This window comes from Ruminococcus sp. J1101004sp1_RTP21198st1_B9_RTP21198_201120 (assembly GCF_040924245.1).
Lineage (GTDB): Bacteria > Bacillota > Clostridia > Lachnospirales > Lachnospiraceae > Blautia_A > Blautia_A faecis.
The window spans coordinates 52,909-77,772 of sequence record NZ_JBCOMI010000007.1 but is presented as its reverse complement, the minus strand read 5'-3'; the positions used below and the strand labels follow the sequence as shown (position 1 = coordinate 77,772).

The following is a 24,864-nucleotide window of genomic DNA, read 5'->3' as shown; positions in this document are numbered from 1 at the left end:
TGATGACTAAGAACAATAAGGAGACAACGAAATGGGATTTTCAACAAGTACATGTACAGAATTTGTAGAAGTTCTTGCTTCTAAAGCCCCGGTTCCAGGCGGCGGCGGAGCATCTGCACTGGTAGGTGCTGTGGGAACTGCACTTGGAAACATGGTAGGAAGCCTTACTGTTGGTAAGAAGAAATATGCTGATGTTGAGGAAGAAATGTGGGAGCTGAAAGGTAAATGCGACCAGCTTCAGAAAGATTTCCTTCGTCTGATCGAGCGTGACGCCGAAGTATTCGAGCCGCTTTCCAAAGCATATGGAATGCCGAAAGAAACAGAAGAAGAGAAAGCTGAAAAAGCAAGAGTTATGGCAATCGTATTAAAAGATGCCTGCTCTGTTCCTATGGAAATCATGGAGAAATGCTGTGAGGCACTTGACCTGATCAAGGAATTTGCTGCAAAAGGCTCCAAGCTTGCCATCAGTGACGCTGGTGTAGCTGCAACCTTCTGCAAAGCTGCATTAAAAGGTGCAAGCCTGAACGTTTATATCAACACAAAGTCCATGGCAGACAGAGAGTATGCAGAAGAATTAAATGCAAAGGCAGATGCAATGCTTGAAAAATACTGCAAGCTTGCAGACGAGACATTTGACAGCGTACTTGGAAGACTGAAATAAAGATAAAAAAGAAAAGAACTGTCAGGAGCAAAATCCTGCAAGTCTTTTTTGCGGTCTCAAAATGCTGTATTATCATGAAATTGGTATGAGCATGACTGGATTTATCATAATATAAGGAGATTACTAAAAAATGGCAAAACAGTTATTAGGTAAAGAAGTAACTGCTGCATTAAACGAGCGTATCAAAGGCAATGTGGCAGCTCTTCAGGAAAAAGGCGTTAACCCCACACTTTGCATTATCCGTGTAGGAGAGAATCCAAGTGATATTTCCTATGAGAAAGGTGCAACAAAGCGTTGTGAGACATTAGGCGTTGCATGTGAGAAAATTCTTCTTCCGGAGGATGTTGCTCAGGACGAGCTTCTTGCAGTTATTGATAAAGTAAACAAAGACGATCATATCCATGGTGTCCTTCTGTTCCGTCCGCTTCCGAAACATCTGGATCAGGCTGTGATCGAGAATGCACTTGCTCCTGAGAAAGACGTTGACTGTATGACAGACCTTTCCATGTCTGGTGTTTTTACAGGCAAGAAGATCGGTTTCCCGCCATGTACACCACAGGCATGTATGGAAATCCTTGATCATTACGGAATCGACTGCACAGGCAAGAAGGCAGTAGTAATCGGAAGAAGCCTTGTTGTAGGTAAACCGGCAGCTATGATGCTTGTTAAGAAAAACGCAACTGTAACCATCTGCCACACAAGAACAGTGGATATGCCGTCTGTGGCACGCGAAGCGGATATTATCATCGTAGCAGCAGGCCGTGCTGGCGTTGTTGGCGCTGATTATGTAAAAGCAGGACAGGTAGTTATTGATGTAGGAATCAACGTAAATGCAGAAGGCAAGCTCTGCGGAGACGTTGACTACGCAGCAGTAGAGCCGATCGTAGATGCTATTACACCAGTTCCTGGCGGAGTTGGAAGCGTTACAACATCTGTCCTGGTTGGACATGTTGTAGAGGCTGCTATGCGCAAAGTGAACGCTTAATATTTAATTGGTTTAGAGTTAATAGAACGATGTACCTGAAGTACATCATGTGTACAAGCGGAAGAAAAACTCTTCAGGGTAAAAACTGGAGAGTTTTTTTGTTGCAGAAAACTTTATTGAAATCCTTATTGCGGCAAAAGTTTGTTTTGCTATTACAAAAAATTTGCTTTTCTCCGTAAGATATTGTACTATAGAGGGTACAGATATATGGAGGTAACTCATTATGGGAAAAGTGATGGCAGTGAACATCAGTGTTAAAAGAGGAACTCAGAAGGTCAATGTGCACACTGTAAAACTGATTGAAAATTATGGACTGGAGAATGACGCCCACGCAGGAAACTGGCACCGTCAGGTCAGCCTTCTGTCTTATGAAAAAATAGAAGAATTTAAGGCGAAAGGCGCACCAGTAAAGGATGGTGCTTTCGGGGAAAATCTGATCGTACAGGGATTTGACTTTAAGACCCTTCCAGTAGGAACCCGTCTGAAATGCAACGATGTGATTCTGGAAATCACGCAGATTGGAAAGCAGTGTCACAACGGCTGCGAGATTTTCAAAATCATGGGAGACTGCATTATGCCCCGCGAAGGTGTTTTTGCCAGAGTAATCAAAGGCGGTATGATCTCTGAGGGAGATGAAATGGTTTATGCTTGACAGATACGGAAGAAATATTGACTATCTGCGGATATCTTTGACAGACAGGTGCAATCTCCGCTGTATCTACTGTATGCCGGAAGATGGAATCCGTCAGATTCCAAGGACAGAACTTCTGAATACAGATGAAATCGTGAGAATCTGTAAGGCAGCCAGTGAACTTGGGATTTCCAGAATCAAACTGACAGGAGGAGAGCCTCTTGTCCGCAGAATCTGCACCCCATTAGTAAAAGAACTGAAAGCCATTCCAGGGATCTGTCAGGTTACACTGACCACCAACGGAATCCTTTTGGGAGAACAGCTTCCGGGACTGATGGAGGCCGGTCTGGATGCCGTAAACATCAGTCTGGATACTTTAGAAGAAACCACATTTCGCAAAATCACCCGCAGGGACGATTTTCACCAGGTTTTAAAGGGACTTAGGGCAGCACTTTCCTACCCTTCCCTGAAAGTGAAATTGAACTGTGTCCCCACTTTTCAGTCGGACGAGGAACTTTTACAGGTGGCAGCTCTTGCAAGGGAGAATCCTCTTCATGTGCGTTTCATTGAAATGATGCCAATCGGTCTGGGCAAGGAGTTTGCAGCCAGGGGAGAGGAACAGATAAAGTCTGTTCTGGAAAAGAAATATGGGTCAATGACACCAACGGAAGAAAAGCTTGGAAATGGTCCCTGTCATTATTATACCCTGGAGAAGTTTACAGGCAGGATCGGATTTATCAGTGCCCTGTCCCACAAATTCTGTGACAGCTGCAACCGTGTAAGGCTTACTTCTACCGGATTTCTGAAAGGCTGCCTGCAATTTGAGGACGGAGCAGATCTGAAGGTTTTGTTTCGAAGTGGTTGTTCTGATGGGATGCTTAAAGAAACGATAGAAAAAGTCATTTATGAAAAGCCTGTAGGCCACAATTTTCAGGAACATAAGAAGGGAAACGAAGAATCCCACATCATGGCTCAAATCGGTGGATGATTTTGAAAAATAAAAGAAAACACAATTTAGAAAAGTCGGATTTGCTGTTGTATCATTTGTACAACTTAAGCAATCCGGCTTTTTGTATATTTCAATATAATTTCAGATACAAAATTGTGCAAAAATATTGTTAATAAATAAACTTATTCATATTTGCTTGCCAAAATGAACAAAAAAATATATAATTTCATTACAAAAATAGTCATGTCTGTTAAAAAATACGCAAAGCCGGAAGCTTTGGAGGACGGGGACAAAAGACCTGGAGGCATCTGGCAAGTAAGGAGGTTAACAAAATGGTAGATCAGTCATATTACAAGAAAGCAGATGAGATTATTGAGCATTATGAGCGGTGTGCTGCCTCATTAATCCCCATCATGCAGGATATCCAGGCGGAATATCGGTACCTGCCTGCAGAACTTCTGACCTACGTAGCCGGACAGATCGGCGTTACTGAAGCGAAGGCCTTCAGTGTTGCAACCTTTTATGAGAACTTTTCTTTTGAACCGAAAGGAAAATACATTATCAAGGTATGCGATGGCACAGCCTGTCATGTAAGAAAGTCAATCCCGGTTAAAGAAGCATTCATGAAAGAACTGGGATTAAGCAATAAGAAGCATACCACAGATGATATGATGTTCACTGTGGAGACCGTATCCTGTCTTGGTGCCTGCGGGCTTGCTCCCACCTGTATGGTGAATGAAGAAGTGCATGCCAAGATGACACCGGAGAAGGTAGTAGAGCTTATTAACAGATTGAGAGGTGAGAACGGATGAGGATTAACAGTAAAGAAGAGCTGCAAAGCAAAAAAGCTGAGATCGAACAAAATATCCAGAGCTTCACATGCCGTGTTCTTGTCTGTTCCGGTACCGGATGTATGGCTTCCGGTGCTCAGAAAATCTATGATGAGATGGTAAGACTCTGTGAAGGTATTGATGGTGTAGAGATTGAAATGCAGAAAGATATCCCTCACGTAGGCGTTATCAAGACTGGCTGCCAGGGTCTTTGCGAGCTGGGACCTCTTGTAAGGATTGAACCATACGGATATCAGTATGTACATGTTCAGGAGGAGGACTGCCTGGAGATCGTGGAGCGAACTGTACGCCTTGGACATCCTGTAGATCGTCTGTTTTACCGCCATGGAGATGAAGTCTGTCCGAAGCCTGAGGATATCCCGTTCCTTAACCGTCAGACTAGGATCGTTCTTGAAAACTGTGGTAAGATTGACGCGGAATCCATTGACGAATATATTGCAGCAGGCGGTTTTTCTGCTCTTGCCAAGGCAGTTACAGAGATGACTCCCCAGGATGTAATTGATGAAGTTACCAGATCTGGTCTTCGCGGACGCGGAGGCGCCGGCTTCCCGGCAGGCAAGAAGTGGTCTCAGGTAGCCAGACAGGCTGAGAAAACTCGATATGTAGTATGTAACGGTGATGAGGGTGACCCGGGAGCATTTATGGATGGTTCCGTTATGGAAGGCGATCCGTATAAGATGATCGAGGGCATGATCATTGCCGCTTACGCAGTTGGCGCTGAGAACGGATACATATATGTTCGTGCAGAGTATCCTCTTTCCGTAGCCAGACTTCGTCTTGCTATTTCCCAGGCTGAGAAATATGGTCTCCTTGGAGATCATATCCTTGGCAGCGGTGTGAATTTCCATTTACATATTAATCGTGGTGCAGGAGCTTTCGTATGTGGTGAAGGTTCTGCCCTTACCTCTTCCATTGAGGGAAACAGAGGTATGCCTCGTGTAAAACCACCTCGTACTGTTGAGAAAGGTCTGTGGGGCAAGCCAACTGTATTAAATAACGTTGAGACTTACGCAAATGTTCCGAAGATTATCCTGCAGGGTGCTGAATGGTTCCACACCATCGGAACAGAGGGAAGCCCGGGAACCAAGACCTTCTCTCTGACCGGAGCAATCGAGAATACAGGTCTTATTGAAGTTCCAATGGGAACCACACTTCGTGAGATTATTTATGATATTGGAGGCGGTCTGAAGAGCGGCGCTGCATTTAAAGGCGTTCAGATTGGCGGACCATCTGGCGGATGTCTTGTAGAAGACCAGCTGGATGCTCCTCTTGATTTTGATTCTGTAAAGAAGCTTGATGCTATTATGGGATCAGGCGGTCTTGTTGTCATGGATGAGAATACCTGTATGGTAGAGGTTGCCCGTTTCTTCATGAGCTTTACCCAGCGGGAGAGCTGTGGAAAATGCGTTCCATGCCGTGAGGGTACCAAGCGCATGCTGGAGATCCTGGAGAAGATTGTAGCAGGCAATGGGGAGATGTCTGATCTTGACGAGCTGGAAGAGCTTGCCAAAATGGTTCAGAGCATGGCTCTTTGCGGACTTGGAAAGAGTGCACCTCTTCCTGTCCTCAGTACCATGAAGCGTTTTCGCGAGGAATACGAAGAGCATATCCGGGACAAGAAGTGCCGGGCCAAGGTCTGCACAGCACTCCGTCAGTTCCACATTAATCCGGAATTCTGTATTGGCTGCGGAAAATGTGCCAAGAACTGTCCTGCCGGGGCAATTTCCGGCAAGATTAAATCACCTTATCATATTAATAATGATGTATGCATCAAGTGCGGCAGCTGTAAGGATAACTGTAACTTTGATGCAATATATGTGGAAATGTAGGGAGGACAGATTATGGGTACAATGACGATTGACGGCAGAAAAGTCGAATTTACAGATGAAAAAAATGTCCTGACCGTAATCCGCAAGGCAGGCATTAATATTCCTACACTTTGTTATCACTCAGAGGTTTCCACTTTTGGAGCCTGTCGTCTATGCACAGTAGAGGATGACAGAGGAAGAACCTTCGCTTCCTGTTCTGAGGAGCCAAGGGATGGAATGGTAATTTATACAAACTCAGGTAAGATCAAAAAATACAGGAAACTGATTGTGGAACTGCTTCTCGCAGCACATTGCCGTGACTGTACAACCTGTGTAAAGAGTGGAGAATGCGTGCTTCAGGAGCTGGCTCACCGTCTTGGAGTACATAACATCCGTTTTCAGAATACAAGAGAGCAGTATGAGATTGATGATAGTTCACCATCTCTGATCCGTGACCCGAACAAATGTATCCTTTGCGGTGACTGTGTCCGTGCCTGCGAGGAGCTTCAGGGAATCGGAGCATTGAACTTTGCATACCGTGGAACAGAGGCTATTGTAATTCCTGCGTTTAATAAGAAAATCGCAGAAACCCAGTGTGTAAACTGCGGACAGTGCCGTGTATATTGTCCGACAGGTGCCATTTCCATTAAGACGCATATGGATGAAGTCTGGGAAGCTCTTGCAGATCCGGATGTACGTGTAGTAGCACAGATTGCGCCGGCAGTTCGTGTTGCGGTAGGTGATCATTACAGCCTTCCGAAGGGACGGAGCGTAATGGGCAAAATTGTCAATGCACTCCACAGAATGGGATTTGACGAGATTTATGATACTACTTTCAGCGCCGATCTTACTATTATGGAGGAGACAGCAGAATTTCTAAAAAGAGTTGAGAAGGGGGAGAAGCTTCCACTTCTTACCTCCTGTTGCCCTGCATGGGTGAAATTTATTACAGACCAGTATAAGGATTATATCCCGAATTTGTCTACCTGTAGATCCCCACAGGGAATGATGTCTGCAGTTATTAAAGAATACTTCCGTGATCCGGAGAATGCCAAGGGTAAAAAGACCGTTATGGTATCTATTATGCCATGTACAGCCAAGAAGGCGGAGGCAATCCGTCCGAACAGTTTTACTGATGAGAAACAGGATACGGATATTGTAATTACAACCACAGAGCTGCTGCGCATGATCGATAACTTTGGCCTTGATTTTGCACAGTTAGAGCCTGAAGCATGTGATATGCCATTTGGATTTGGCTCCGGCGGAGGCGTTATTTTTGGTGTTACCGGCGGTGTTACAGAGGCGGTTCTACGCCGCTTAAGCCCGGATCATTCCAAGGAGACCATGCGGGAGATTTCTGAGTGTGGTGTCCGTGGAGATGAAGGAATCAAAGAATTCACAGTTCCATACAAGGGAATGGATATCAATGTATGTGTGGCCAGTGGTCTTGCAAATGCAAGAACCGTTATGGAACGTGTAAAGAACGGCGAAGCAAACTATCATCTCATTGAAGTAATGGCATGCCGCCGTGGCTGTATTATGGGCGGTGGCCAGCCGGTACGGGCCGGTGACAGAACCAAAGCTGCAAGAGCGAAAGGTTTGTATAATGCCGACAATACAATGCTGATCAAGAAATCCGACGAGAACCCTATGGTTCTGGAACTGTATCAGGGACTGCTTAAAGGAAAAGAGCACAAACTGCTCCACAATGATTTCTATTGATGCTGATGTATAGTAGCTGGACACGCTCCAGAGAATAATTAAGACTGGTATAATAAAAAGCCCGACTGCATATTATTTAGAGGAAGAATATAAGCATTACGCTGTAAACAAATCTTGCAGACCTTTAAATAATCAGGCAGGAGGGCTTTTTTGTATGGAAAATTTTCAGGTTTACCGTGATATACAGGCCAGAACCGGAGGCGATATATACATAGGCGTTGTAGGCCCTGTCCGTACAGGAAAATCAACATTTATCCGCAGATTTATGGAACTGGTGGCTTTGCCCGGAATGGATGAAAAAATGCAGAAAGAGGTCAGGGACCAGCTTCCATTAAGTGGTTCCGGAAAAATGATCACAACTGTGGAACCCAAATTTATCCCAAAAGAAGCTGTATCAGTTGATCTTGGCGAAGACAGGAAGGCGAAAGTGCGGCTTATCGATTGTGTTGGTTTTCTTGTAAAGGATGCTGGAGGAAACGTTGAGGATGGTAAAGAGAGGATGGTAAAAACACCCTGGTTTTCCAGGGCAATCCCCTTTCATGAAGCTGCAAAAGCAGGAACAGAAAAGGTTATCCAGGAACATTCTACGATCGGTCTTGTGATCACCACCGATGGAAGTTTTGGAGAAATAGCAAGGGAAAATTTTGTTCCGGCCGAGGAACAGACTGTGGCTGAATTGAAAACACAGGGAAAGCCATTTCTCATTGTAGTAAACTCTCAGTTTCCCTATAAAGAAGAAACCACTCAGATGGTTAACGGGCTTCAGAAGAAGTACCAGGTACCAGTTGTTGCGGTTAACTGTGAGCAGTTGAAAAAAGAAGATGTCGCATTGCTCCTGGAAAAAATCCTATATGAATTTCCCATTACCCAGCTGCAGTTTTTTATTCCCAAATGGGTGGAAATGCTGCCTGCAGACAGCGAATTGAAAAGCCAGATCCTTTCCCAGATCAAAGTGTGCATGAAGAAGCTTTTACACATTCGTGATGTTACCAGGGAATCGGTAAAACTGGAAGGTCCTTATGTACAGGATACTCTTCTGAATCACGTAGGTCTTTCTGATGGAACCATTCAGATACGGCTTCAGATAGATGATAAATATTACTATAAGATGCTTAGCGATATGAGTGGAATTCCTATGGAAAGTGAGTATGAGCTGATCCATACGATGAAGGAGCTTGCTGCAATGAAGGAAAAGTATGTAAAGGTTAAAGATGCCCTGGATGCAGTAAATAGCAGCGGCTACGGTGTAGTTGTACCAGAGCTTTCCCAGATTCAGCTGGAAGAGCCGGCTGTGATCCGCCAGGGAAATAAATATGGTGTGAAAATTAAATCAAAGAGTCCGTCTATTCATATGATCAAAGCAAATATTGAAACTGAAATTGCTCCGATCGTAGGTACGGAGCAGCAGGCAAAAGACCTGATCACTTATATTGGGGAAAGCGATGCAAGAGGAGAGAGCATCTGGGAGACGAATATTTTCGGAAAATCCATTGAACAGCTGGTACAGGATGGCATCCGCAGCAAGCTGACCATGATCAGCGAGGAAAGCCAGGTGAAGCTCCAGGATACCATGCAGAAAATCGTAAATGACAGTAAAGGCGGTCTTGTGTGTATTATCATATAGGCATTTTTATGAAAAAAGGCAGTATTGTTATAAGCACTGCCTTTTTTTCATATATAAAAATACTTTATGGGTACTTACCAATATACGGAAAACTGTGGTGCTTCCCTTTCCTTATCAAAGATTATTTATATCCATGTTCTTTTTTCCAGCGCGCCAGATATTCCACCTGTTCCTCGTCTGAAAGAAACTGTGAATAAGGATCATTTCCCGCCGCAACACAACAGAAAAGTACAAGCAGCTGCAACGCAAAAAATAAAACAATAAGTAAAATTACAGGCAACATAAAAACCTCCTTGTAAAGTTTATATAAAAGTCTTTACAGAAAAGTTAATTTTATACATTTTACGCAACAAACATGGAAATTTGTATATGATTTTGGTATAATATGGAAAAATGCTTTTACAGTGGAAGAAGAAATGCTGTTATAATGAAACAAGATATGGGAGGAAAGGAATATGAAAAAGAGAAGTCGCATTCTGGTATTGATACTGACAGCCATGCTTTCCACAGAACCAGTCCAAATTGTATATGCGGAAACTGCAGAAGCGACGCCTGTGACTTCTGAAAGTACTTCCGTTAATCCAAAAGAGGAAAATGCAGATAACTCTGCAGTTGTTCCACCGAAAGCTGATCCTGGCTGGGTAGCTGTAGAAAAAGGGTATCAATGGCGGCAGGAAGATGGTACTTTACTTCAGAAATCGGGTTGGGTAACGATCAACGGCAGGAAATATTATCTCCATAAGAGTGGAATTCGCTATTCAGGCTGGCAGATATATAAGAACAAAAAACGCTATTATCTGTCGAATGGTGATGCGGCAAGAAACAGATGGATAAAATACAAAGGAAACTATTATTACATCCGAAAGAACGGAACCAGCGCGCCGAAGAGTAAATGGCTTACTGTGAAAGGTAAGAGATATTACATTGGAAGAAAAGGCTATCGGCTGACCGGTTTACAGACCATTAAGGGGAAGAAATACTATTTTAATTCAAAAGGTGTTCTCATCAGAAATAAAACCAGCTATAAGATAAAGGGAAAGGAATACGAGATCAATTCAGAAGGAGTTGCCATTCAGGTTTCTGCACTTAAAGCTGAGTGTATGCGAAAAGCAAGGAAATTTGTGGAGAAGCATACTGCTCCGAATATGTCCAACAGCCAGAAATTCAGAACCTGTTTCAATTATCTTATGGGCTATACTGATTTCAAGCCATGGATTTATCCTACTGATGAAGAGTTTAGGACTCAGATCTGGCCTTATCAGTCTGCCATTTACATGTTTGATAATAATCTTTCAGGATGCTGTTACGGTGTTGCAAGTGCAGTTGCTGCATGTGCCAAGGTTTTAGGATATGAGCCGTATGTAATTGCCACCACTGGCGATCATGGATTTGTAATGATTGATGGGCTTTATTATGACAATATGGGACCTTTGTTCGGGGCATCTACCCATTTTGCATATTCTGTAAGATCAAGTGTGAAATTTTAAGGCAGAAACTGCTTTAAAAATAAAAAGCGAAGTAACTATTCAGAAGACAGTATTCCGCAAGGTGCGCGAATTCATGCAAATCATGATTCAACTGAGAAGGTACGAAAAAGTTACAAAGCTAAAAATTTTTATAAAGGAGATTTAGAAAATGAAAAAGTGGAAAAAATTACTTCTTCCTGCAATGTGTGTATTTATGCTGCAGACACCAGTAATTGCAAATGCAGAGGTAGCTGGCAGCAGTGATGGAGCAGCCGCTGTAGTCGAAAATCCGGTTGCAGCTCCCACACCTGCATTATTAAATGGAATTATTAAGAAAGGTTCCAAAACCTATTATTACAAAGACGGCGTAATGCAGAAGAACTGCTGGAGTGCAGATAAGAAACAGTACTTTGGTAAAAACGGAGTGGCTTATGCAGCGCCGAAGGAGAGCGGTTATAAGAAAAATGTTGTAGTTAAGAAGATTGGCAAAAAGTACTATGGATTTGACCGAAATGGATATAAAGTAAAAAAAGGTGTATATGCAGACCTGAAAGGAACCCCTTATTACTTTGATAAGAATGGTGTACGTGTAGCCAAGAAGAGCAGCCAGCTGAAAAAAGCCAGCAAATATATGGAAAACGGTGTGAAACTTCGCAAACTTCTTGGCAAACCCTCCAAGACCAGATCCTATTCCAGCTGTATGAATGGTGTAAGCAAAGATATGAAACTGACATATGCAAATATCTATGTATCACTTGGAAAAAAAATCAGCGGTGGTGAAATCATATACGGTATTCAGCCCCGATAGAATATGCAGATTGCAAAAATGATATTTGGAGCCGGATTTTTAGATTAACGGACTCTAAATAATAAAAGAAATATAAGATTGGAGAAAATAAATATGAGAAAGATTACCAAAACATTGGCAGTTGTTCTGTCACTGAGTATGACACTTACAATGGGAACTCCTGTATTTGCAGAAGGAACCGCGGACAGCAGTACTACTGTGACAACTGTAGTTGAAGCTCCGGTTGTTACACCTACACCTGCGCAGGAAAACAAACCACCGAAAACAGGTTTCTACAAAAAAGCAGGTAAGACCTATTATTACAAGAATGGAAAACTTGTAAAAAACAAATATGGCTACAAAATCAAAAATAAATATTATCATATCAACAAAAAAGGTGTGGTAACCACAGCTTCCACAGCCGAGAAACTGGCAGCAATCCGACTTAAAAAATGCGGCGGAAACCTTAAAAAAGCATTTACCTGGAGCTCCACAAAAATTAAATATTTCGGCGGCGTAAAGAAACCGGGAAAAAGTAAGAATGCAGTTGAATATTATGCAGCGTATGGCTTTAAATATGGCAAAGGTGACTGCTATGTAATGGCTGCAACTTTTGCTATGATGGCGAAAGTAAAAGGGCTGAATGTTAAATTTGTTATGGGTTCTGTGCCGCAGCGCAACGGCAAAGACGGCGAGCATGCATGGTGCGAGATTAAATCCGGCAAAACCACTTATGTATATGATCCGAACTTTGCATATACATACCGCAATAACCCAAATGTCAACAGTGGATACAAATTCAAATACGGTGCTAAGGGAACTTACAAATATAATGAAAAAAGAACAAAAATCAGCTTCTGATTTTTTATAACTAAAAAGAATGACATAAGGAGATTGATCATGAAGAGAAAATTATTAATGGCATTATTAGCAGGCACATTAGCCATTGCAGCTCCGGTAAGCTGCTTTGCAGCAGAGACAACTGAAGCAGCTGAGGCAGATGCTGCAGAAGACAGCTCTGATGAGGAAGAGGATGCAGATGCAGAAGAGGCAGATGCGGAATCAGCTGATTCTGATGATGCAAAAGAAGAAAGGACCGCTGCCAAAAAGAAAGAAGACTTAAAAACAGTTGGCGAAAAGACAGAAGGCTGCATTGCTTTTAAACTGAGAAATGGTACAGGCAAAAAGATTACAGGACTTGCGATCAAGACTGCTGATGAGACAGAATTCCCTGAGAATATGATGGAAGCTGACGATGTATTTGAGTTAAAAGAGAAGAAGAGAGTATATTTTTCCAAAGAAAACAGTGAAGCAGAGACAGCGGAAGAAACTTCTGAGGATACTGCTCCAACTTATGATATGCAGCTTACCTTTGAAGACGGAACAACAGCAGATGTTCACGGTATTGTACTTGAGGATCTTGGTACCCTTACTCTTCGCGAGAAGGATGGAATTATTTATGGTACTTATAAACTGAAGAGCACCAAAGAGAAGAAGAGTACATACGATACTGAGAAAGCAATCGCTGACCAGGCAGCTGCTGATGCAGCCGCAGCTCAGGCAGCAGCAGACCAGGCGGCAGCTGCACAGCAGACAGAGAGTTATGATTACTCCTACGACAACAATGATTATTCCTATGATTACGGCGGTGGGGATGATTATAGCGGCGGTGATGACGGCGGAGACGGCTGCCTGGATAATGGTCTTTTAAATTAAAAAGATTTGCTTCCTATAGAGGGGCACACCATATAGGACTTTCAGTTGCTTTGCAACTCAAATACAGGACATGGCTCTTGCACTGTGAGGAGCAGTGCAGAGCCATGTCCGGTTTAGGAGAAAAATATGTCGTTAGTATCTAATCTGTTTATACTATTTGTGGCGGCAAGTGTACTTATTTACTATCTTGTCCCACGCAGATTTCAGTGGATCGTTCTTCTTGCTTTCAGTTATATCTATTACATAGCAGGCGGTCCCCGTTACGTTGTCTTTATTCTTTTTTCCACCCTTGTAACCTGGCTGCTGGCTCTTCTCATTGAAAAAACAGAAGGAAACGGCAATCACAAAGGTGCAAAAAAACTTTTAATTCTTGGGCTGATTCTCAATTTCGGGATGCTTGGCGTGGTAAAGTATACCAACTTTACAATAGAGAATATCAACGCCCTGTTTCATTTACATTTAAGAGGAATTGAACTTCTGTTTCCCCTTGGAATTTCTTTCTACACATTTCAGTCTTCCGGATATCTTCTGGATGTATATTGGAAGAGATGTAAGGCAGAAAGACAGCCGTTTAAGTATGCGCTGTTTGTATCTTATTTTCCCCAGATTTTACAGGGACCTATTGGTAGATACAGTCGTCTGGCAAACCAGCTTTATGCAGAGCACAAATTTGAAAGTCAGAATATTGTCAGAGGGTTTGAACGAATTCTCTGGGGCTTTTTTAAGAAGATGATTCTTGCAGATTGGGCTGCGGTTTTTTCAGATGCGATTTTTTGTGATCCGGAGAAATACAATGGAGTTGCTCTGCTTGGAGTATTATTTTATCTGATTCAGATTTATGCAGATTTCTCTGGTGGAATGGATGTTGTGATCGGTATTTCTTCTATGTTTGGAATTGAATTGGATGAGAACTTTAAAAGACCTTATTTTGCAGTATCGACTGCAGATTTCTGGCATCGCTGGCACATCACCCTTGGAACCTGGATGAAGGATTATGTATTCTATCCGGTTACATTATCTCGTTGGATGAGTAAATTCGGTAAGAAATGCAAAAAAGTATTTGGTAAGAAAATCGGCCGTGCTATTCCAATTGGTGCAGCAAATCTGATTGTATTTTTCCTTGTGGGTATTTGGCATGGAGCTGCATGGAAATATATCGTATATGGTATGTATAATGGTATCATTATTGCATTTAGTGGAATTATGGCTGATAACTATCGCAGTTGGAAGAAAAAACTGAATATTTCCGGTAAAGAAACCTGGTATTACGTATTTACAGTAGTCAGAACGTTTATACTGGTTCTTATTGGTAATTATTTTGATCGGGCAGACAGTGTAGGACAGGCTTTTCTTATGATGAAGCAGTCCCTGACAAGTTTTGCTCCATCTCAGCTTCTTATGATTCCGGCAGGTAAACAGGGGACTGCATTTACTCCTTATGCTCTTTTGATCATTGGTGTTTTATGTGTGATTCAGTTTATTGTCAGTGTACTTCAGGAAAGAGGAGTGAAAATTCGCGAGTCTCTTGCAAAGCTTCCTTTACCTGTTACAGCTGCCATTTATTTTTGCATGCTGGTATCCATTGGCTTGTTTGGTTCCACTGCAGTAGCGAGAGGTTTTATTTATGCACAATTTTAAGAAAATCGTAAAGACAGTACTGGTACTTGCTGTGTGTATAACACTTCTTGTAGGATTGGATATGGCGCTTTATCCATGTACCTTTATGAGGAATGATATTCATGCAGTGGTAAATAATCAATATGATGACATTATTCTGGGAACTTCTCACGGAATGACAGATATTGATCCGGCAGTAATGGAAGAAATTACAGGAAGAACTGGTCACAATATGTGCGTTGGAGGAGAATACGTAATTGACGCGTATCATATTGCGAAGCTGATTGCAGAGAAGCAGAAGCCTACCAGAATTATTTATGAAGTGGATCCGGAATATCTGGTTTCCAAAAAAGAAGAAGGAAACAATTATCTTCTGTTTTATCACGAGTTTCCTTTCTCAAAAGCTAAATTGGAATATTTCTGGAATTCTATTGCGGACTGCAATTTCAGAACTGTTCTGTTTCCGTGGTATGAATATTCACTTAGCTATGAGCTTGGAAAAGTAAAGGAAACTTTTTCTCAGAAATGGAATAAAGATTATGATATTTCCCATTTAAAGAGCGATACCCAGGAATACCATGAAAGTGGCCTGATTGAGCGTTATCCGGTTGATACAACCAAGCTGAAAATGCAGTCTATGAAGGATTTTACAGAAGATCAGGTAAACCCGCAGAATATGGAATATCTTGGAAAGCTGATTGATTTTTGCGCGGAAAATAATATTGAATTTGTAGCTGTAACTACTCCGATTCCAATTGATACACTGAAAGTTTACAGTGATAATTTTAATGCGGCTTCAAAATATTTGGGAGAGTATTTTAATCAAAAAGGAATTACTTACCTGAATTTTAATACACAATACTTCAAGGCATTTTCTCACGACTTAAGCAGTTATACGGACTATAATGGTCATATGAATGGAAATGCTGCAAAAGAGTATTCTAAAGTGTTGGCAAATATTTTAAACCAAATTTAATATATGGAGGTGTCATATGCCAAGAATTATGACAGATTTTCTGGATGATGCTGTAAAAACACATCCAAATAAAGCTGCTTTTACGGAAGAAGCAAGATCCCTTACATATAAAGAGCTTCAGGAAGAGGCTTACAGGATTGCAATGCCGATTATAAAGTCGGGATTTCGTAAGAAACCAGTAGCCCTTTATTTTGATAAATCCATTTACTGTATTTCATCAATGATGGCAGTCGCTTATAGTGGCAATTTTTATTCTGTAATTGATACGGAAATGCCGGTTGAGCGAATTAATAAAATATTTGAAGTACTTGAGCCAGAACTGGTACTTACAGACAGAAAGCATTTTGAAAATGCAAAAGAGTTTTTTTGTGAAGACAGGATTATTGTTACAGAGGAATTAAATGATTCTGAAATATTTGAAGAAACAATTGAAGAGAGTAAAGCAAAGATTCTGGAGACGGATGTGCTTTATGTCCTTTTTACTTCTGGATCGACAGGAGTTCCAAAAGGAGTAGTCACACCTCATAAAGCAATCACCAGTTACATAGTTGCATTGGTTTCAGACTATAAAATGGACGATACCTATGTACTGGGTGTTCAGGTTCCGTTTTACTATGTTATGACGGCTCTTGATATTTATGGAACAATTGCGGCCAAAGCACATGCTTACCTGATTCCCAAAAGCAAATTTCTTTTCCCAGCTTATCTGGTTCAATATTTGTACGAAAATAAGATTAATTTACTTAGCTGGGTTCCATCTGCACTTTGCATGATAGCTAATACAAATGCATTTTCTGTAGCAGATCTGTCAGCAATCAGACTCATTGTTTTCGGCGGTGAAGTTATGCCAATAAAACAGCTGAAGGCATGGCAGCAAGCGGTTCCGGATGCTGTATATATTAATGCATATGGTTCTACTGAGATTACAGATGGATGTACTTACTATATTGTAGACCGGGAATTTAAAGATGAAGATATCCTTCCAATCGGCATTCCGTACAGCAATTGTGATGTTCTTGTGATTGACGAGCATGGCAATCCTATAACAGAAGGTGTTGGTGAGTTGGTTGTCAGAGGAAATTCAGTAGGATATGGATATTATAAAGATCCCGAAAAGACCGCGGAAGTATTTATTCAGAATCCACTGAATTCCTGTTATCCGGAAACAGTATATAAAATGGGCGATCTGGTACGTTTCAATGAGTATGGTGAATTGGAGTACTATGGTCGCAAAGATTTCCAGATTAAATATATGGGAAGAAGAATTGAACTCGGCGAAATTGAGGCAAATGTAAGCAGCATTGATGGAGTAGATGAAAATTGTTGTGTATTTGATTCGGCTAAAAAGAGAATTGTGTTATTCTATTCTGGCGCAATTGACGATAAAACATTGCTAAAAACATTAAGGTCAAAATTACCGGATTATATGCAGCCAAGAAAAATCAATCATTTACCTGAAATGCCTCATAATCAGAATGGAAAAATTAACAGAAAACTTCTGGCAACACAGATTAGCTGAACAGTAACGTATAAAGAAGTGAAGCTTTCTTCGTATTGAAATGATTTAGGATTTGTGTTATGCTCGTAATTGGAAAATAAATGTATCCTGCTTCAGCAGGTATTTGTGCAAAAACGATAATTGGAAAGCGAGGAAACAAAAATGGACAAATTAATAGAAATTCTTGAGGATATTAAGCCAGGGGTAGATTATGAAACCTGTGATACTCTGATTGATGATGGTTTGCTTGATTCTTTTGCAATTTTGTCAATTGTCAGCGAACTTCAAGATGAGTTTGATATTGCTATTACTCCGGCAGATATTATTCCGGAGAACTTTAACTCTGCAACGGCGCTTTGGGAAATGGTCTGCCGTCTGAAAGACTGATTTGAATGTTGTAGTACATAAGGGGAAGAAAGTATGCAAAGGATAAGAAAAATTCTTGCCATTGCCGCGATATCTGTAATGACTGTTTGCACAGTACCTGTTCAGGCAGAAAATGGAGGTGCTTCTGATACAATTCAGATTCAGCCAGTGACAGTGAAGAAAAGCGGTCTTATAAAAGAAGGTACAAAATACTTTTTCTATGATAAGAAAGGCAATAAACTGAAAAGTAAATGGAAAACCATTCAGAAAAGACGTTACTATTTTAAAGCTGATGGAACAGCAGCAGTTGGTGGAACAAAAATTGGAAAATACACATATGTTTTTGATCTCCAGGGAAGATTGCTCAAGCCATCAAAGTCGAAAATTGTACAAGTAGGAAAGCAATTATATTATGTAAACAAAAAAGGACAGGCAATAAAAGGATTTTTCAAAATCGGAAACAAACTCTACAGAGGCGACATTAAAGGACGTCTGACAAAAAACAAAACGGTTGCAAACGTTACCTTTAACAGCAAGGGATATGCCAAAAATGATTTAAATGCCAAACTAAAGATGAAACTTATGACTATAATTTCCAGAATTACGACTACAGAAATGAGTAAATCTGAAAAGCTTTATTCCTGTTGGCGATATCTTACCAGCAGTGGAAATTTCTATTATTCAACATACTGGCCGGATCTGAATAAAAAAGGATGGCAGCGTGAGGTTGCATATAACATGCTTACTACAGGCGGTGGAGATTGTTATGGGTTTGCCTGCACATTTGCAGCGATGGCACGAGAATTGGGATATAATCCGTATGTAGTTCTTGGTCGCGTTTCTGGTACAAGAGATGGTGCTGCGGATGGTCTTACCAGACATGGATGGGTAATGATTGATGGAGCATATTATGATCCGGAAGCTCAGTTTGCGGGCTGGTATCGTGGTGTGTATGGTAATGGAAGTTATGATATCAATCATACAATCAGCCGCTATATAAGGTATGCTTCATAAAAATCTCTGTAACTGTAACATGATTATGAGATTGATCTTTTAACAGGTGCCAAATTTTATAGATTTTTTTACAATTCCATGGTATCATTATCTTAAATGAAGATAGTGTTTCCATGGGATTTTTTTTGAGGTGACGTATAAATGAAACAGCTAAGAGTGAATAAAATTACTGAGTATCTGGAAGCTAAGAAAAATTTTGAAAAGGATTATATTGGAATTGAAGAGCAGGACATAGATGATATAGATACAAATTATTTTATTGCGTATGCAATTTTCTTCGTTTTGTTTTGATGAAGATGAAAATGGGCATAAGAGTGTTATTGACGGTGTGGAAAGATTAACTACAATCCATGAGTTTGTTCAGAACAAATCATGGATGGACAATCAGGTTGGAGATGGTAAAAAAGTACTTGTTGGGAGAATTGGAGGTCATCCATATTAAAGAATGACGGTATAAAATTCTCGCAGGATTAAGGAAAGAGAGGATGTTAGTGAGTAATAGAGAGTCAGAATTTAGCAAAGTGCTCAACACGGGTGATGTTTTGGTCGTAGCATTTGGTGCTATGATTGGATGGGGATGGGTTGTGTCCTCTGGTCAGTGGATTACCAGTGGTGGAGTTCTTGGAACGGTACTTGGATTTATTATTGGCGGTATTATGATCTACTTTGTAGGTTTGTGTTATGCTGAACTGACTACCGCAATGCCGAAATGTGGTGGTGAACATGTATTTAGCTATAAGGCATTTGGCTCTATTGGAGCCTATATATGTACATGGTCTATTATTTTAAGCTACATTGGCGTTGTATGCTATGAGGCAGTATCATTTCCAACTATCCTTCAATATGTTTTTCCTAAAATAGCCAGAGGATATTTATATTCGGTTGGCGGATTTGATATATATTTTACATGGCTGCTTATTGCAATTGGAATGGCGCTGTTAATTCTATTCCTCAATATTATTGGAATGAAGAAAGCTGCAAGATTTCAGAAAATATTAACTTGTGTAATTGCGGCAGTAGGAATCGCACTGGTTGCAGGAGCTGCATATTCAGGAAACGTAAGCAATCTTCAGAATCAGTTGTTGATTGGAGACACCAGTGGCGAGATTATTCAAAATATTGCGAAAGTTGCTATAATGACGCCTTTTTTTCTTTTTGGATTTGATGTTATACCACAGGCAGCTGAGGAAATTAATGTCCCATTGAAAAAATTGGGGAAGATGATGATTTTTTCTATCATTATGGCAGTTTCTTTTTATGTTCTGGTTGTTCTGGCTGTTGGATATGTTATGGATGCAGGACAGATTAAGACATCGACGTCTTCCGCCACCGGCCTTGTAACTGCCGATGCAATGGGTGTTGCATTTAATAATGCTAATATGGCTAAAGTCCTGATAATTGGTGGTCTTTGCGGTATTGTTACCAGTTGGAATTCGTTCCTGATTGGCGGGAGCAGAGCTTTGTATTCTATGTCTGTTTCCTATATGCTTCCCAGGAAATTTGCTGTACTACATAAGAAATACAATACACCTGTGAATTCATTGCTGTTAATTGGGGCATTATCAGTTATTTCCCCGTTTTTTGGCCGGTCAATGCTTGTGTGGATTGTTGATGCAGGAAATTTTGCCTGCTGTTTTGCTTATTGCATTGTATCACTGTCCTTTATAGTTTTAAGAAGGAAAGAAGCTGATATGAGGAGACCATATAAGGTAAAACACTACAAATTTGTAGGAATAGTTGCAGTTATTATGTCAGGAACCATGTCCGCCATGTATATTATTCCGGAGACGAATTGTACATTGGTCTGGCAGGAATGGATTATTGTCGGTGGATGGATTCTTTTAGGAATTATAATGGCGTATATTAGTAAAAAGAAATATGGCGATAAATTTGCGAATCTTATAGAGTGAGAATAAGTTAAGTTCTATCTCGTTTTATTTATACAGGGGAAGAAAAATGGGAAAGAGAATGCAGGCTGGATTACCATTAAAGGGAAAAAGCTGGCATTAAATAAAAATGGAAAATTGTACACAAACCGTTGGTATAAGGGTTATTATCTTACAGCCAACGGAACAATCGCTACAAGTCAGATGGTTTCAGAGAATGTGTATGTAAATGAAGAGGGCAGGAAATGTGCCAAAGAAGAGGTACGTCTGGGAAAACTGAAGAAGAAACTCCAGTCCACCGTAAATGGGTACAGCGGCAACTGGTCTGTGTATGTGGAAAATCTGAAAACAGGGGATATTTTGTCTATTAATGAAACCAGTATGTATCCAGCCAGTGTGATCAAGCTTTTTGTTATGGAAGCAGTTTATGCCAGCGGCAATAAGAAGCGGATCAACCTGAATGGAACAGTGAAAAGTCTTCTGAACAGTATGATCACGGTCAGTGACAATGAGTGCTATAATGAGCTTGTAAGGACACTTGGAAATGTCAGTTTTTCATCAGGGTGCAATTATATTAACAGGTATTTGAAAAAGCAGGGGTATACGGGCACTGGAGTGCATCATTCTCTTCATCCAAGCAACAGTTATTATCAGAACGATGGCCTTGGAAGTAATCGAAGTTCTGCGAAAGACGTGGGAAAACTGCTGAAAAAAATATATAAAAATAAAGCTGTCTCCCGATCCTGCTCCAGGCAGATGTTAAATCTGCTTTTGAATCAGGAGCGCCGCTACAAGATTCCTGCAGGATTGCCTTCTGGTGTGAAATCAAGAAATAAAACAGGGGAGACAGACAATTACCAGCATGATGCTGCAATCGTATATGGCAAGAAGACGGATTATGTGATCGTGATATATTCCATGGCAAATGAATATACGGGCATAAATGGAATCAAGGAAATTTTCAGTATAGTGTATAATTACCTGAACTAGAGCGCGTTTGAAACAGGCTCTGGAGCCTGTTATTTCTCGGTTATCAGAATACATCGTGGAAGTGTGACCGGAAAACAAACCACGTACACATCATGAAAAATATTATCACCTATTTCTCTTGCAATCTCGTTATAGTTAGTTTATACTAATTACAGAGTTAGGAATGGCTAACCTAACGGTGTAAATCATTTGGACTCCTTATTATGGCAGAAAGACCGCTGACATAATATGATGCGGATTGCGGCTGGACTTTTCCGGGAAGCAGTTCGCGAAGGAGTTCCTTTGAAAAATGAAAGGAGTATACATACCATGGATTACTTAGAAATTGAGAAAGTCACTGGAAGAGAAATTATGGATTCCAGAGGAAATCCTACAGTAGAAGCAGAGGTTTATCTGGTAGATGGAACCATCGGCAGAGGAGCTGCTCCCAGCGGCGCTTCTACAGGCGAATTTGAGGCTCTGGAGCTTAGAGATAATGATAAGAACAGATACCTTGGAAAAGGTGTTACAAAGGCTGTAGAGAACATTAATACATCCATCAATGACACAATCTCAGGAATGGATGCATCCGATATTTATGCAATTGACAAGGCGATGATCAAAGCTGACGGAACCAAGGACAAATCAAACTTTGGTGCAAATGCAATCCTGGCTGTTTCCATCGCATGCTGCCGTGCAGCTGCAACAGCCCTTGATATCCCGCTTTATCGTTTCCTCGGTGGTATTTCCGGAAACCGTATGCCAGTACCGATGATGAACATTGTAAACGGCGGCTGCCATGCACTTTCCTCAGGACTTGACGTGCAGGAGTTCATGATCATGCCAGTTGGAGCACCAAGCTTCAAAGAGTGCTTAAGATGGTGTGCAGAAGTTTTCCATGCTCTTGCAGCTATTCTGAAATCAAGAGGACTTGCAACCTCTGTTGGTGATGAGGGTGGTTTTGCACCAGCTCTGAAATCTGACGAAGAAGCAATTGAGACAATTCTTGAGGCTGTTAAGAATGCAGGCTATGAGCCAGGAAAAGATTTTATGATCGCTATGGACGCAGCTTCTTCTGAGTGGAAGACTGGTAAACTTGGCGAGTACAAGCTTCCAAAGGCCGGCACTGTTTACACATCTGACGAGCTGATCGACCACTGGAAAAAGCTGGTTGACAAGTATCCGATCATCTCCATCGAGGATGCGCTTGATGAGGAAGACTGGGAAGGATGGAAGAAGCTTACCAAAGAACTGGGAGATAAAGTGCAGTTGGTAGGTGATGACCTGTTTGTAACAAATACAGAGAGACTTTCCAAAGGTATTTCTCTTGGATGCGGCAATTCCATCCTAATCAAGCTGAACCAGATCGGATCTGTATCAGAGACTCTTGAGGCAATCAAGATGGCTCATAAGGCTGGTTATACAGCAATTTCTTCCCATCGTTCAGGCGAGACAGAGGATACTACGATTGCTGACCTTGCAGTAGCATTAAATACCTGCCAGATCAAGACCGGTGCTCCGTCCAGAACAGAGCGTGTTGCAAAATACAATCAGCTGCTCCGCATCGAGGAAGAGCTTGGAGATGCAGCACTATATCCTGGAATGAGCGCATTCAATGTAAAACGCTAATGTTCCGCGAAGCGGTTACTAACTGCAAAGTGAACAGTGACAGATTTACGAGATGATTTCACAGATGTAATCTACCTTATCCCCCCCCTTAAGTAGTGTTATAGAAAGATTCCCCTGCCAGGAAAGCGTGGTTCCATGGCAGGGGAATTTTTAGGATTATTTATTGCGATTTACAGGTGATGTTCCGTGAATAATGTTACTGCAAATCGTACAATTATTTCATTCTGTTTTTACAGGAATACATATTTCAGAACAAAGATAACAGCCAGTGCATACATAAGCGGGCTGATCTTTTTGTCTTTAGCTTTTCCAGTACAGACGTTGATAATAACATAAGAGATAACACCAAGTGCAATACCTTCGGAAATGCTGTACAGGAACGGCATTGCAATGATTGCGATAAATGCCGGAATCGCTTCTGTAAGGTCGTCAAAGTCGATCTTGGTAACAGAGGTCAGCATAAGGAATCCAACCACGATCAGAGCCGGAGCTGTGGCGAAGGAAGGGATCGCCAGGAAGATCGGGGAAAGGAACAGGGAAAGTGCGAACAAAACAGCGGAAACAAGTGAAGTAAGACCTGTACGTCCGCCCTCTGCAACACCGGAAGCGCTCTCAACAAATGTGGTAACAGTAGAAGTACCGCACATAGCACCTACAGTAGTGCCAACAGCATCGGAAAGAAGAGCACCTTTGATTTTTGGAAGCTTACCGTCTTTGTCCAACATGTCTGCCTTGGAAGCAACACCGATCAGAGTTCCCAGAGTATCAAACATATCTACAAATAAGAATGCAAACATGATAACGATAAAGTCAAGTGAGAAAACTCCTGCGAAATCCATTTTCATAAAGGTAGGAGCCATACTCGGTACGGAAATTCCATTGGAAAAATCCGGGAGAAGACTGTAGAAACCTGCATCCGGATTTGGAACATAAAGCCCCACAAACTGACAAAGGATTCCAAGCGCCCATGTAATAAGGATGCCCCACAGGATACCACCTTTTACATTCTTTACAAGAAGAATGCCGGTAACCAGTACGCCGATCAGGGCAAGAAGAACAGTGATTCCAAGATAATTGAAAGAACCATCTGACATGGAGCCCTTAAAGGAGAACATGCTTACCAGTGTGGAATCATTGTTTACAACGATCTTTGCATTCTGCAGACCAATAAATGCGATGAAAAGACCGATTCCAACAGAAACTGCGTGTTTCAGTGTCATAGGAATGGAGTTAAAGATCGCTTCACGAACATTGGTAAGGGAAAGCAGGATAAAGATGATACCTTCCACAAATACAGCAACCAGAGCCTGCTGCCAGGAATAACCCATGCCAAGAACTACGGTATATGCAAAGTATGCATTCAGTCCCATACCGGGTGCCAGGACAAACGGGTAATTGGATAACAGTGCCATCAGGCAGGTTGCAATGAAGGATGAAAGTGCAGTAGCAGTAAAGACTGCACCGCGGTCCATTCCGGCTGCGGAAAGGATGTTGGGATTGACAGCGAGGATGTAAGCCATGGTCATGAATGTGGTAATACCGGCCATGATTTCGGTCTTCACGTCAGTGTGGTTTTCCTTCAGGTGAAAAAGTTTTTCAAGGTTCATAAATGTACCCCCTTCTTTTTACGGCAGCTTGTGTGCCGTTTTTTATATTTTACAGGAATGTTTTGGATGTTGCTTTGCCACGCCCGCAACGCGGATTCCTGC

At 41.4% G+C, this 24,864-nt stretch carries 23 protein-coding genes; 21 read left to right on the top strand and 2 right to left on the bottom strand.

Going from position 1 to position 24,864, the window contains the following annotated elements; translation table 11 throughout:
- The first annotated feature begins 31 nt into the window (after positions 1-31).
- The 8 genes from AB5618_RS06315 (at position 32) to spoIVA (ending at position 9,231) form a co-directional block, all read left to right on the top strand.
- Complete coding sequence (locus tag AB5618_RS06315) at positions 32-661, top strand: cyclodeaminase/cyclohydrolase family protein (protein WP_118578433.1); 630 nt, start codon at positions 32-34, stop codon at positions 659-661.
- A 130-nt stretch (positions 662-791) separates the two neighbouring features.
- Positions 792-1,646 carry a bifunctional 5,10-methylenetetrahydrofolate dehydrogenase/5,10-methenyltetrahydrofolate cyclohydrolase gene (locus AB5618_RS06310; RefSeq protein ID WP_118578432.1) on the top strand — a complete coding sequence of 285 codons (855 nt, stop codon included), beginning with the start codon at positions 792-794 and terminating at the stop codon, positions 1,644-1,646.
- 223 nt (positions 1,647-1,869) lie between these two features.
- On the top strand, positions 1,870-2,298 hold the full coding sequence (locus AB5618_RS06305) for an MOSC domain-containing protein (protein WP_270413834.1): 429 nt from the start codon (positions 1,870-1,872) through the stop codon (positions 2,296-2,298).
- The gene (gene moaA, locus AB5618_RS06300; RefSeq protein WP_368366585.1) at positions 2,291-3,265 is read left to right on the top strand and encodes a GTP 3',8-cyclase MoaA; all 975 of its coding nucleotides are present in this window, start codon (positions 2,291-2,293) and stop codon (positions 3,263-3,265) included. Before AB5618_RS06305 ends, moaA begins: the two co-directional genes overlap by 8 nt.
- 293 nt (positions 3,266-3,558) lie before the next feature.
- The gene (locus AB5618_RS06295; protein ID WP_148462597.1) at positions 3,559-4,038 is read left to right on the top strand and encodes an NAD(P)H-dependent oxidoreductase subunit E; all 480 of its coding nucleotides are present in this window, start codon (positions 3,559-3,561) and stop codon (positions 4,036-4,038) included.
- Positions 4,035-5,906 (top strand): NADH-quinone oxidoreductase subunit NuoF, encoded by a 1,872-nt coding sequence (locus tag AB5618_RS06290; RefSeq protein WP_148462596.1) that lies wholly within the window; start codon positions 4,035-4,037, stop codon positions 5,904-5,906. Before AB5618_RS06295 ends, AB5618_RS06290 begins: the two co-directional genes overlap by 4 nt.
- Before the next feature lie 12 nt (positions 5,907-5,918).
- Positions 5,919-7,607 carry a [FeFe] hydrogenase, group A gene (locus AB5618_RS06285; protein WP_148462595.1) on the top strand — a complete coding sequence of 563 codons (1,689 nt, stop codon included), beginning with the start codon at positions 5,919-5,921 and terminating at the stop codon, positions 7,605-7,607.
- A 154-nt stretch (positions 7,608-7,761) separates the two neighbouring features.
- Positions 7,762-9,231 carry a stage IV sporulation protein A gene (gene spoIVA / locus AB5618_RS06280; protein WP_368366584.1) on the top strand — a complete coding sequence of 490 codons (1,470 nt, stop codon included), beginning with the start codon at positions 7,762-7,764 and terminating at the stop codon, positions 9,229-9,231.
- Positions 9,232-9,352: 121 nt separating this feature from the next.
- Here the strand turns inward: spoIVA and AB5618_RS06275 are convergent, their stop codons facing one another.
- Positions 9,353-9,514, bottom strand: a complete 162-nt coding sequence (locus AB5618_RS06275; RefSeq protein WP_173715531.1) for a hypothetical protein — start codon at positions 9,512-9,514, stop codon at positions 9,353-9,355.
- Positions 9,515-9,686: 172 nt separating this feature from the next.
- Here AB5618_RS06275 and AB5618_RS06270 point away from each other — a divergent pair, with 172 nt between their 5' ends.
- From AB5618_RS06270 to eno, 13 genes are all read left to right on the top strand, one after another.
- Positions 9,687-10,718: an N-acetylmuramoyl-L-alanine amidase family protein gene (locus tag AB5618_RS06270; protein WP_148462593.1), complete on the top strand. Its 1,032-nt coding sequence runs from the start codon at positions 9,687-9,689 to the stop codon at positions 10,716-10,718.
- 148 nt (positions 10,719-10,866) lie between these two features.
- Positions 10,867-11,505 (top strand): hypothetical protein, encoded by a 639-nt coding sequence (locus AB5618_RS06265; RefSeq protein WP_148462592.1) that lies wholly within the window; start codon positions 10,867-10,869, stop codon positions 11,503-11,505.
- A 93-nt stretch (positions 11,506-11,598) separates the two neighbouring features.
- On the top strand, positions 11,599-12,345 hold the full coding sequence (locus AB5618_RS06260; protein WP_202017098.1) for a transglutaminase domain-containing protein: 747 nt from the start codon (positions 11,599-11,601) through the stop codon (positions 12,343-12,345).
- A gap of 39 nt (positions 12,346-12,384) precedes the next feature.
- Positions 12,385-13,200 (top strand): hypothetical protein, encoded by an 816-nt coding sequence (locus AB5618_RS06255; protein ID WP_148462591.1) that lies wholly within the window; start codon positions 12,385-12,387, stop codon positions 13,198-13,200.
- Between the two features lie 126 nt (positions 13,201-13,326).
- Entirely contained in the window at positions 13,327-14,838 is a 1,512-nt protein-coding gene (locus AB5618_RS06250; RefSeq protein WP_148462590.1) for an MBOAT family protein, read from the top strand.
- Entirely contained in the window at positions 14,825-15,793 is a 969-nt protein-coding gene (locus AB5618_RS06245; RefSeq protein WP_148462589.1) for a hypothetical protein, read from the top strand. Before AB5618_RS06250 ends, AB5618_RS06245 begins: the two co-directional genes overlap by 14 nt.
- Positions 15,794-15,809: 16 nt before the next feature.
- Positions 15,810-17,312, top strand: coding sequence for an AMP-binding protein (locus AB5618_RS06240; RefSeq protein WP_148462588.1), 1,503 nt, complete (start codon positions 15,810-15,812; stop codon positions 17,310-17,312).
- Positions 17,313-17,453: 141 nt separating this feature from the next.
- Positions 17,454-17,678, top strand: coding sequence for an acyl carrier protein (locus AB5618_RS06235; protein ID WP_148462587.1), 225 nt, complete (start codon positions 17,454-17,456; stop codon positions 17,676-17,678).
- Positions 17,679-17,711: 33 nt separating this feature from the next.
- On the top strand, positions 17,712-18,671 hold the full coding sequence (locus tag AB5618_RS06230; protein ID WP_148462586.1) for a transglutaminase-like domain-containing protein: 960 nt from the start codon (positions 17,712-17,714) through the stop codon (positions 18,669-18,671).
- A 141-nt stretch (positions 18,672-18,812) separates the two neighbouring features.
- A complete protein-coding gene (locus AB5618_RS06225; RefSeq protein WP_173718673.1) occupies positions 18,813-18,962 on the top strand; it encodes a hypothetical protein in 150 nt (49 codons plus the stop codon).
- Positions 18,963-19,156: 194 nt separating this feature from the next.
- Positions 19,157-20,581 carry an APC family permease gene (locus tag AB5618_RS06220; protein ID WP_202031464.1) on the top strand — a complete coding sequence of 475 codons (1,425 nt, stop codon included), beginning with the start codon at positions 19,157-19,159 and terminating at the stop codon, positions 20,579-20,581.
- A 114-nt stretch (positions 20,582-20,695) separates the two neighbouring features.
- Positions 20,696-21,547 (top strand): serine hydrolase, encoded by an 852-nt coding sequence (locus AB5618_RS06215; protein WP_148462585.1) that lies wholly within the window; start codon positions 20,696-20,698, stop codon positions 21,545-21,547.
- Between the two features lie 309 nt (positions 21,548-21,856).
- Positions 21,857-23,155 carry a phosphopyruvate hydratase gene (eno, locus tag AB5618_RS06210; protein WP_148462584.1) on the top strand — a complete coding sequence of 433 codons (1,299 nt, stop codon included), beginning with the start codon at positions 21,857-21,859 and terminating at the stop codon, positions 23,153-23,155.
- A gap of 230 nt (positions 23,156-23,385) precedes the next feature.
- On the opposite strand, the gene AB5618_RS06205 is transcribed toward eno, so the two are convergent.
- Entirely contained in the window at positions 23,386-24,762 is a 1,377-nt protein-coding gene (locus tag AB5618_RS06205; RefSeq protein ID WP_148462583.1) for an NCS2 family permease, read from the bottom strand.
- Between the last annotated feature and the right edge of the window lie 102 nt (positions 24,763-24,864).

Coding starts and splice junctions, on each gene's coding strand:
- AB5618_RS06315 (WP_118578433.1), top strand. CDS start 32: ATGGGATTTTCAACAAGTACATGTACAGAATTTGTAGAAGTTCTTGCT.
- AB5618_RS06310 (WP_118578432.1), top strand. CDS start 792: ATGGCAAAACAGTTATTAGGTAAAGAAGTAACTGCTGCATTAAACGAG.
- AB5618_RS06305 (WP_270413834.1), top strand. CDS start 1,870: ATGGGAAAAGTGATGGCAGTGAACATCAGTGTTAAAAGAGGAACTCAG.
- moaA (WP_368366585.1), top strand. CDS start 2,291: ATGCTTGACAGATACGGAAGAAATATTGACTATCTGCGGATATCTTTG.
- AB5618_RS06295 (WP_148462597.1), top strand. CDS start 3,559: ATGGTAGATCAGTCATATTACAAGAAAGCAGATGAGATTATTGAGCAT.
- AB5618_RS06290 (WP_148462596.1), top strand. CDS start 4,035: ATGAGGATTAACAGTAAAGAAGAGCTGCAAAGCAAAAAAGCTGAGATC.
- AB5618_RS06285 (WP_148462595.1), top strand. CDS start 5,919: ATGGGTACAATGACGATTGACGGCAGAAAAGTCGAATTTACAGATGAA.
- spoIVA (WP_368366584.1), top strand. CDS start 7,762: ATGGAAAATTTTCAGGTTTACCGTGATATACAGGCCAGAACCGGAGGC.
- AB5618_RS06275 (WP_173715531.1), bottom strand. CDS start 9,514: ATGTTGCCTGTAATTTTACTTATTGTTTTATTTTTTGCGTTGCAGCTG.
- AB5618_RS06270 (WP_148462593.1), top strand. CDS start 9,687: ATGAAAAAGAGAAGTCGCATTCTGGTATTGATACTGACAGCCATGCTT.
- AB5618_RS06265 (WP_148462592.1), top strand. CDS start 10,867: ATGAAAAAGTGGAAAAAATTACTTCTTCCTGCAATGTGTGTATTTATG.
- AB5618_RS06260 (WP_202017098.1), top strand. CDS start 11,599: ATGAGAAAGATTACCAAAACATTGGCAGTTGTTCTGTCACTGAGTATG.
- AB5618_RS06255 (WP_148462591.1), top strand. CDS start 12,385: ATGAAGAGAAAATTATTAATGGCATTATTAGCAGGCACATTAGCCATT.
- AB5618_RS06250 (WP_148462590.1), top strand. CDS start 13,327: ATGTCGTTAGTATCTAATCTGTTTATACTATTTGTGGCGGCAAGTGTA.
- AB5618_RS06245 (WP_148462589.1), top strand. CDS start 14,825: ATGCACAATTTTAAGAAAATCGTAAAGACAGTACTGGTACTTGCTGTG.
- AB5618_RS06240 (WP_148462588.1), top strand. CDS start 15,810: ATGCCAAGAATTATGACAGATTTTCTGGATGATGCTGTAAAAACACAT.
- AB5618_RS06235 (WP_148462587.1), top strand. CDS start 17,454: ATGGACAAATTAATAGAAATTCTTGAGGATATTAAGCCAGGGGTAGAT.
- AB5618_RS06230 (WP_148462586.1), top strand. CDS start 17,712: ATGCAAAGGATAAGAAAAATTCTTGCCATTGCCGCGATATCTGTAATG.
- AB5618_RS06225 (WP_173718673.1), top strand. CDS start 18,813: ATGAAACAGCTAAGAGTGAATAAAATTACTGAGTATCTGGAAGCTAAG.
- AB5618_RS06220 (WP_202031464.1), top strand. CDS start 19,157: ATGTTAGTGAGTAATAGAGAGTCAGAATTTAGCAAAGTGCTCAACACG.
- eno (WP_148462584.1), top strand. CDS start 21,857: ATGGATTACTTAGAAATTGAGAAAGTCACTGGAAGAGAAATTATGGAT.
- AB5618_RS06205 (WP_148462583.1), bottom strand. CDS start 24,762: ATGAACCTTGAAAAACTTTTTCACCTGAAGGAAAACCACACTGACGTG.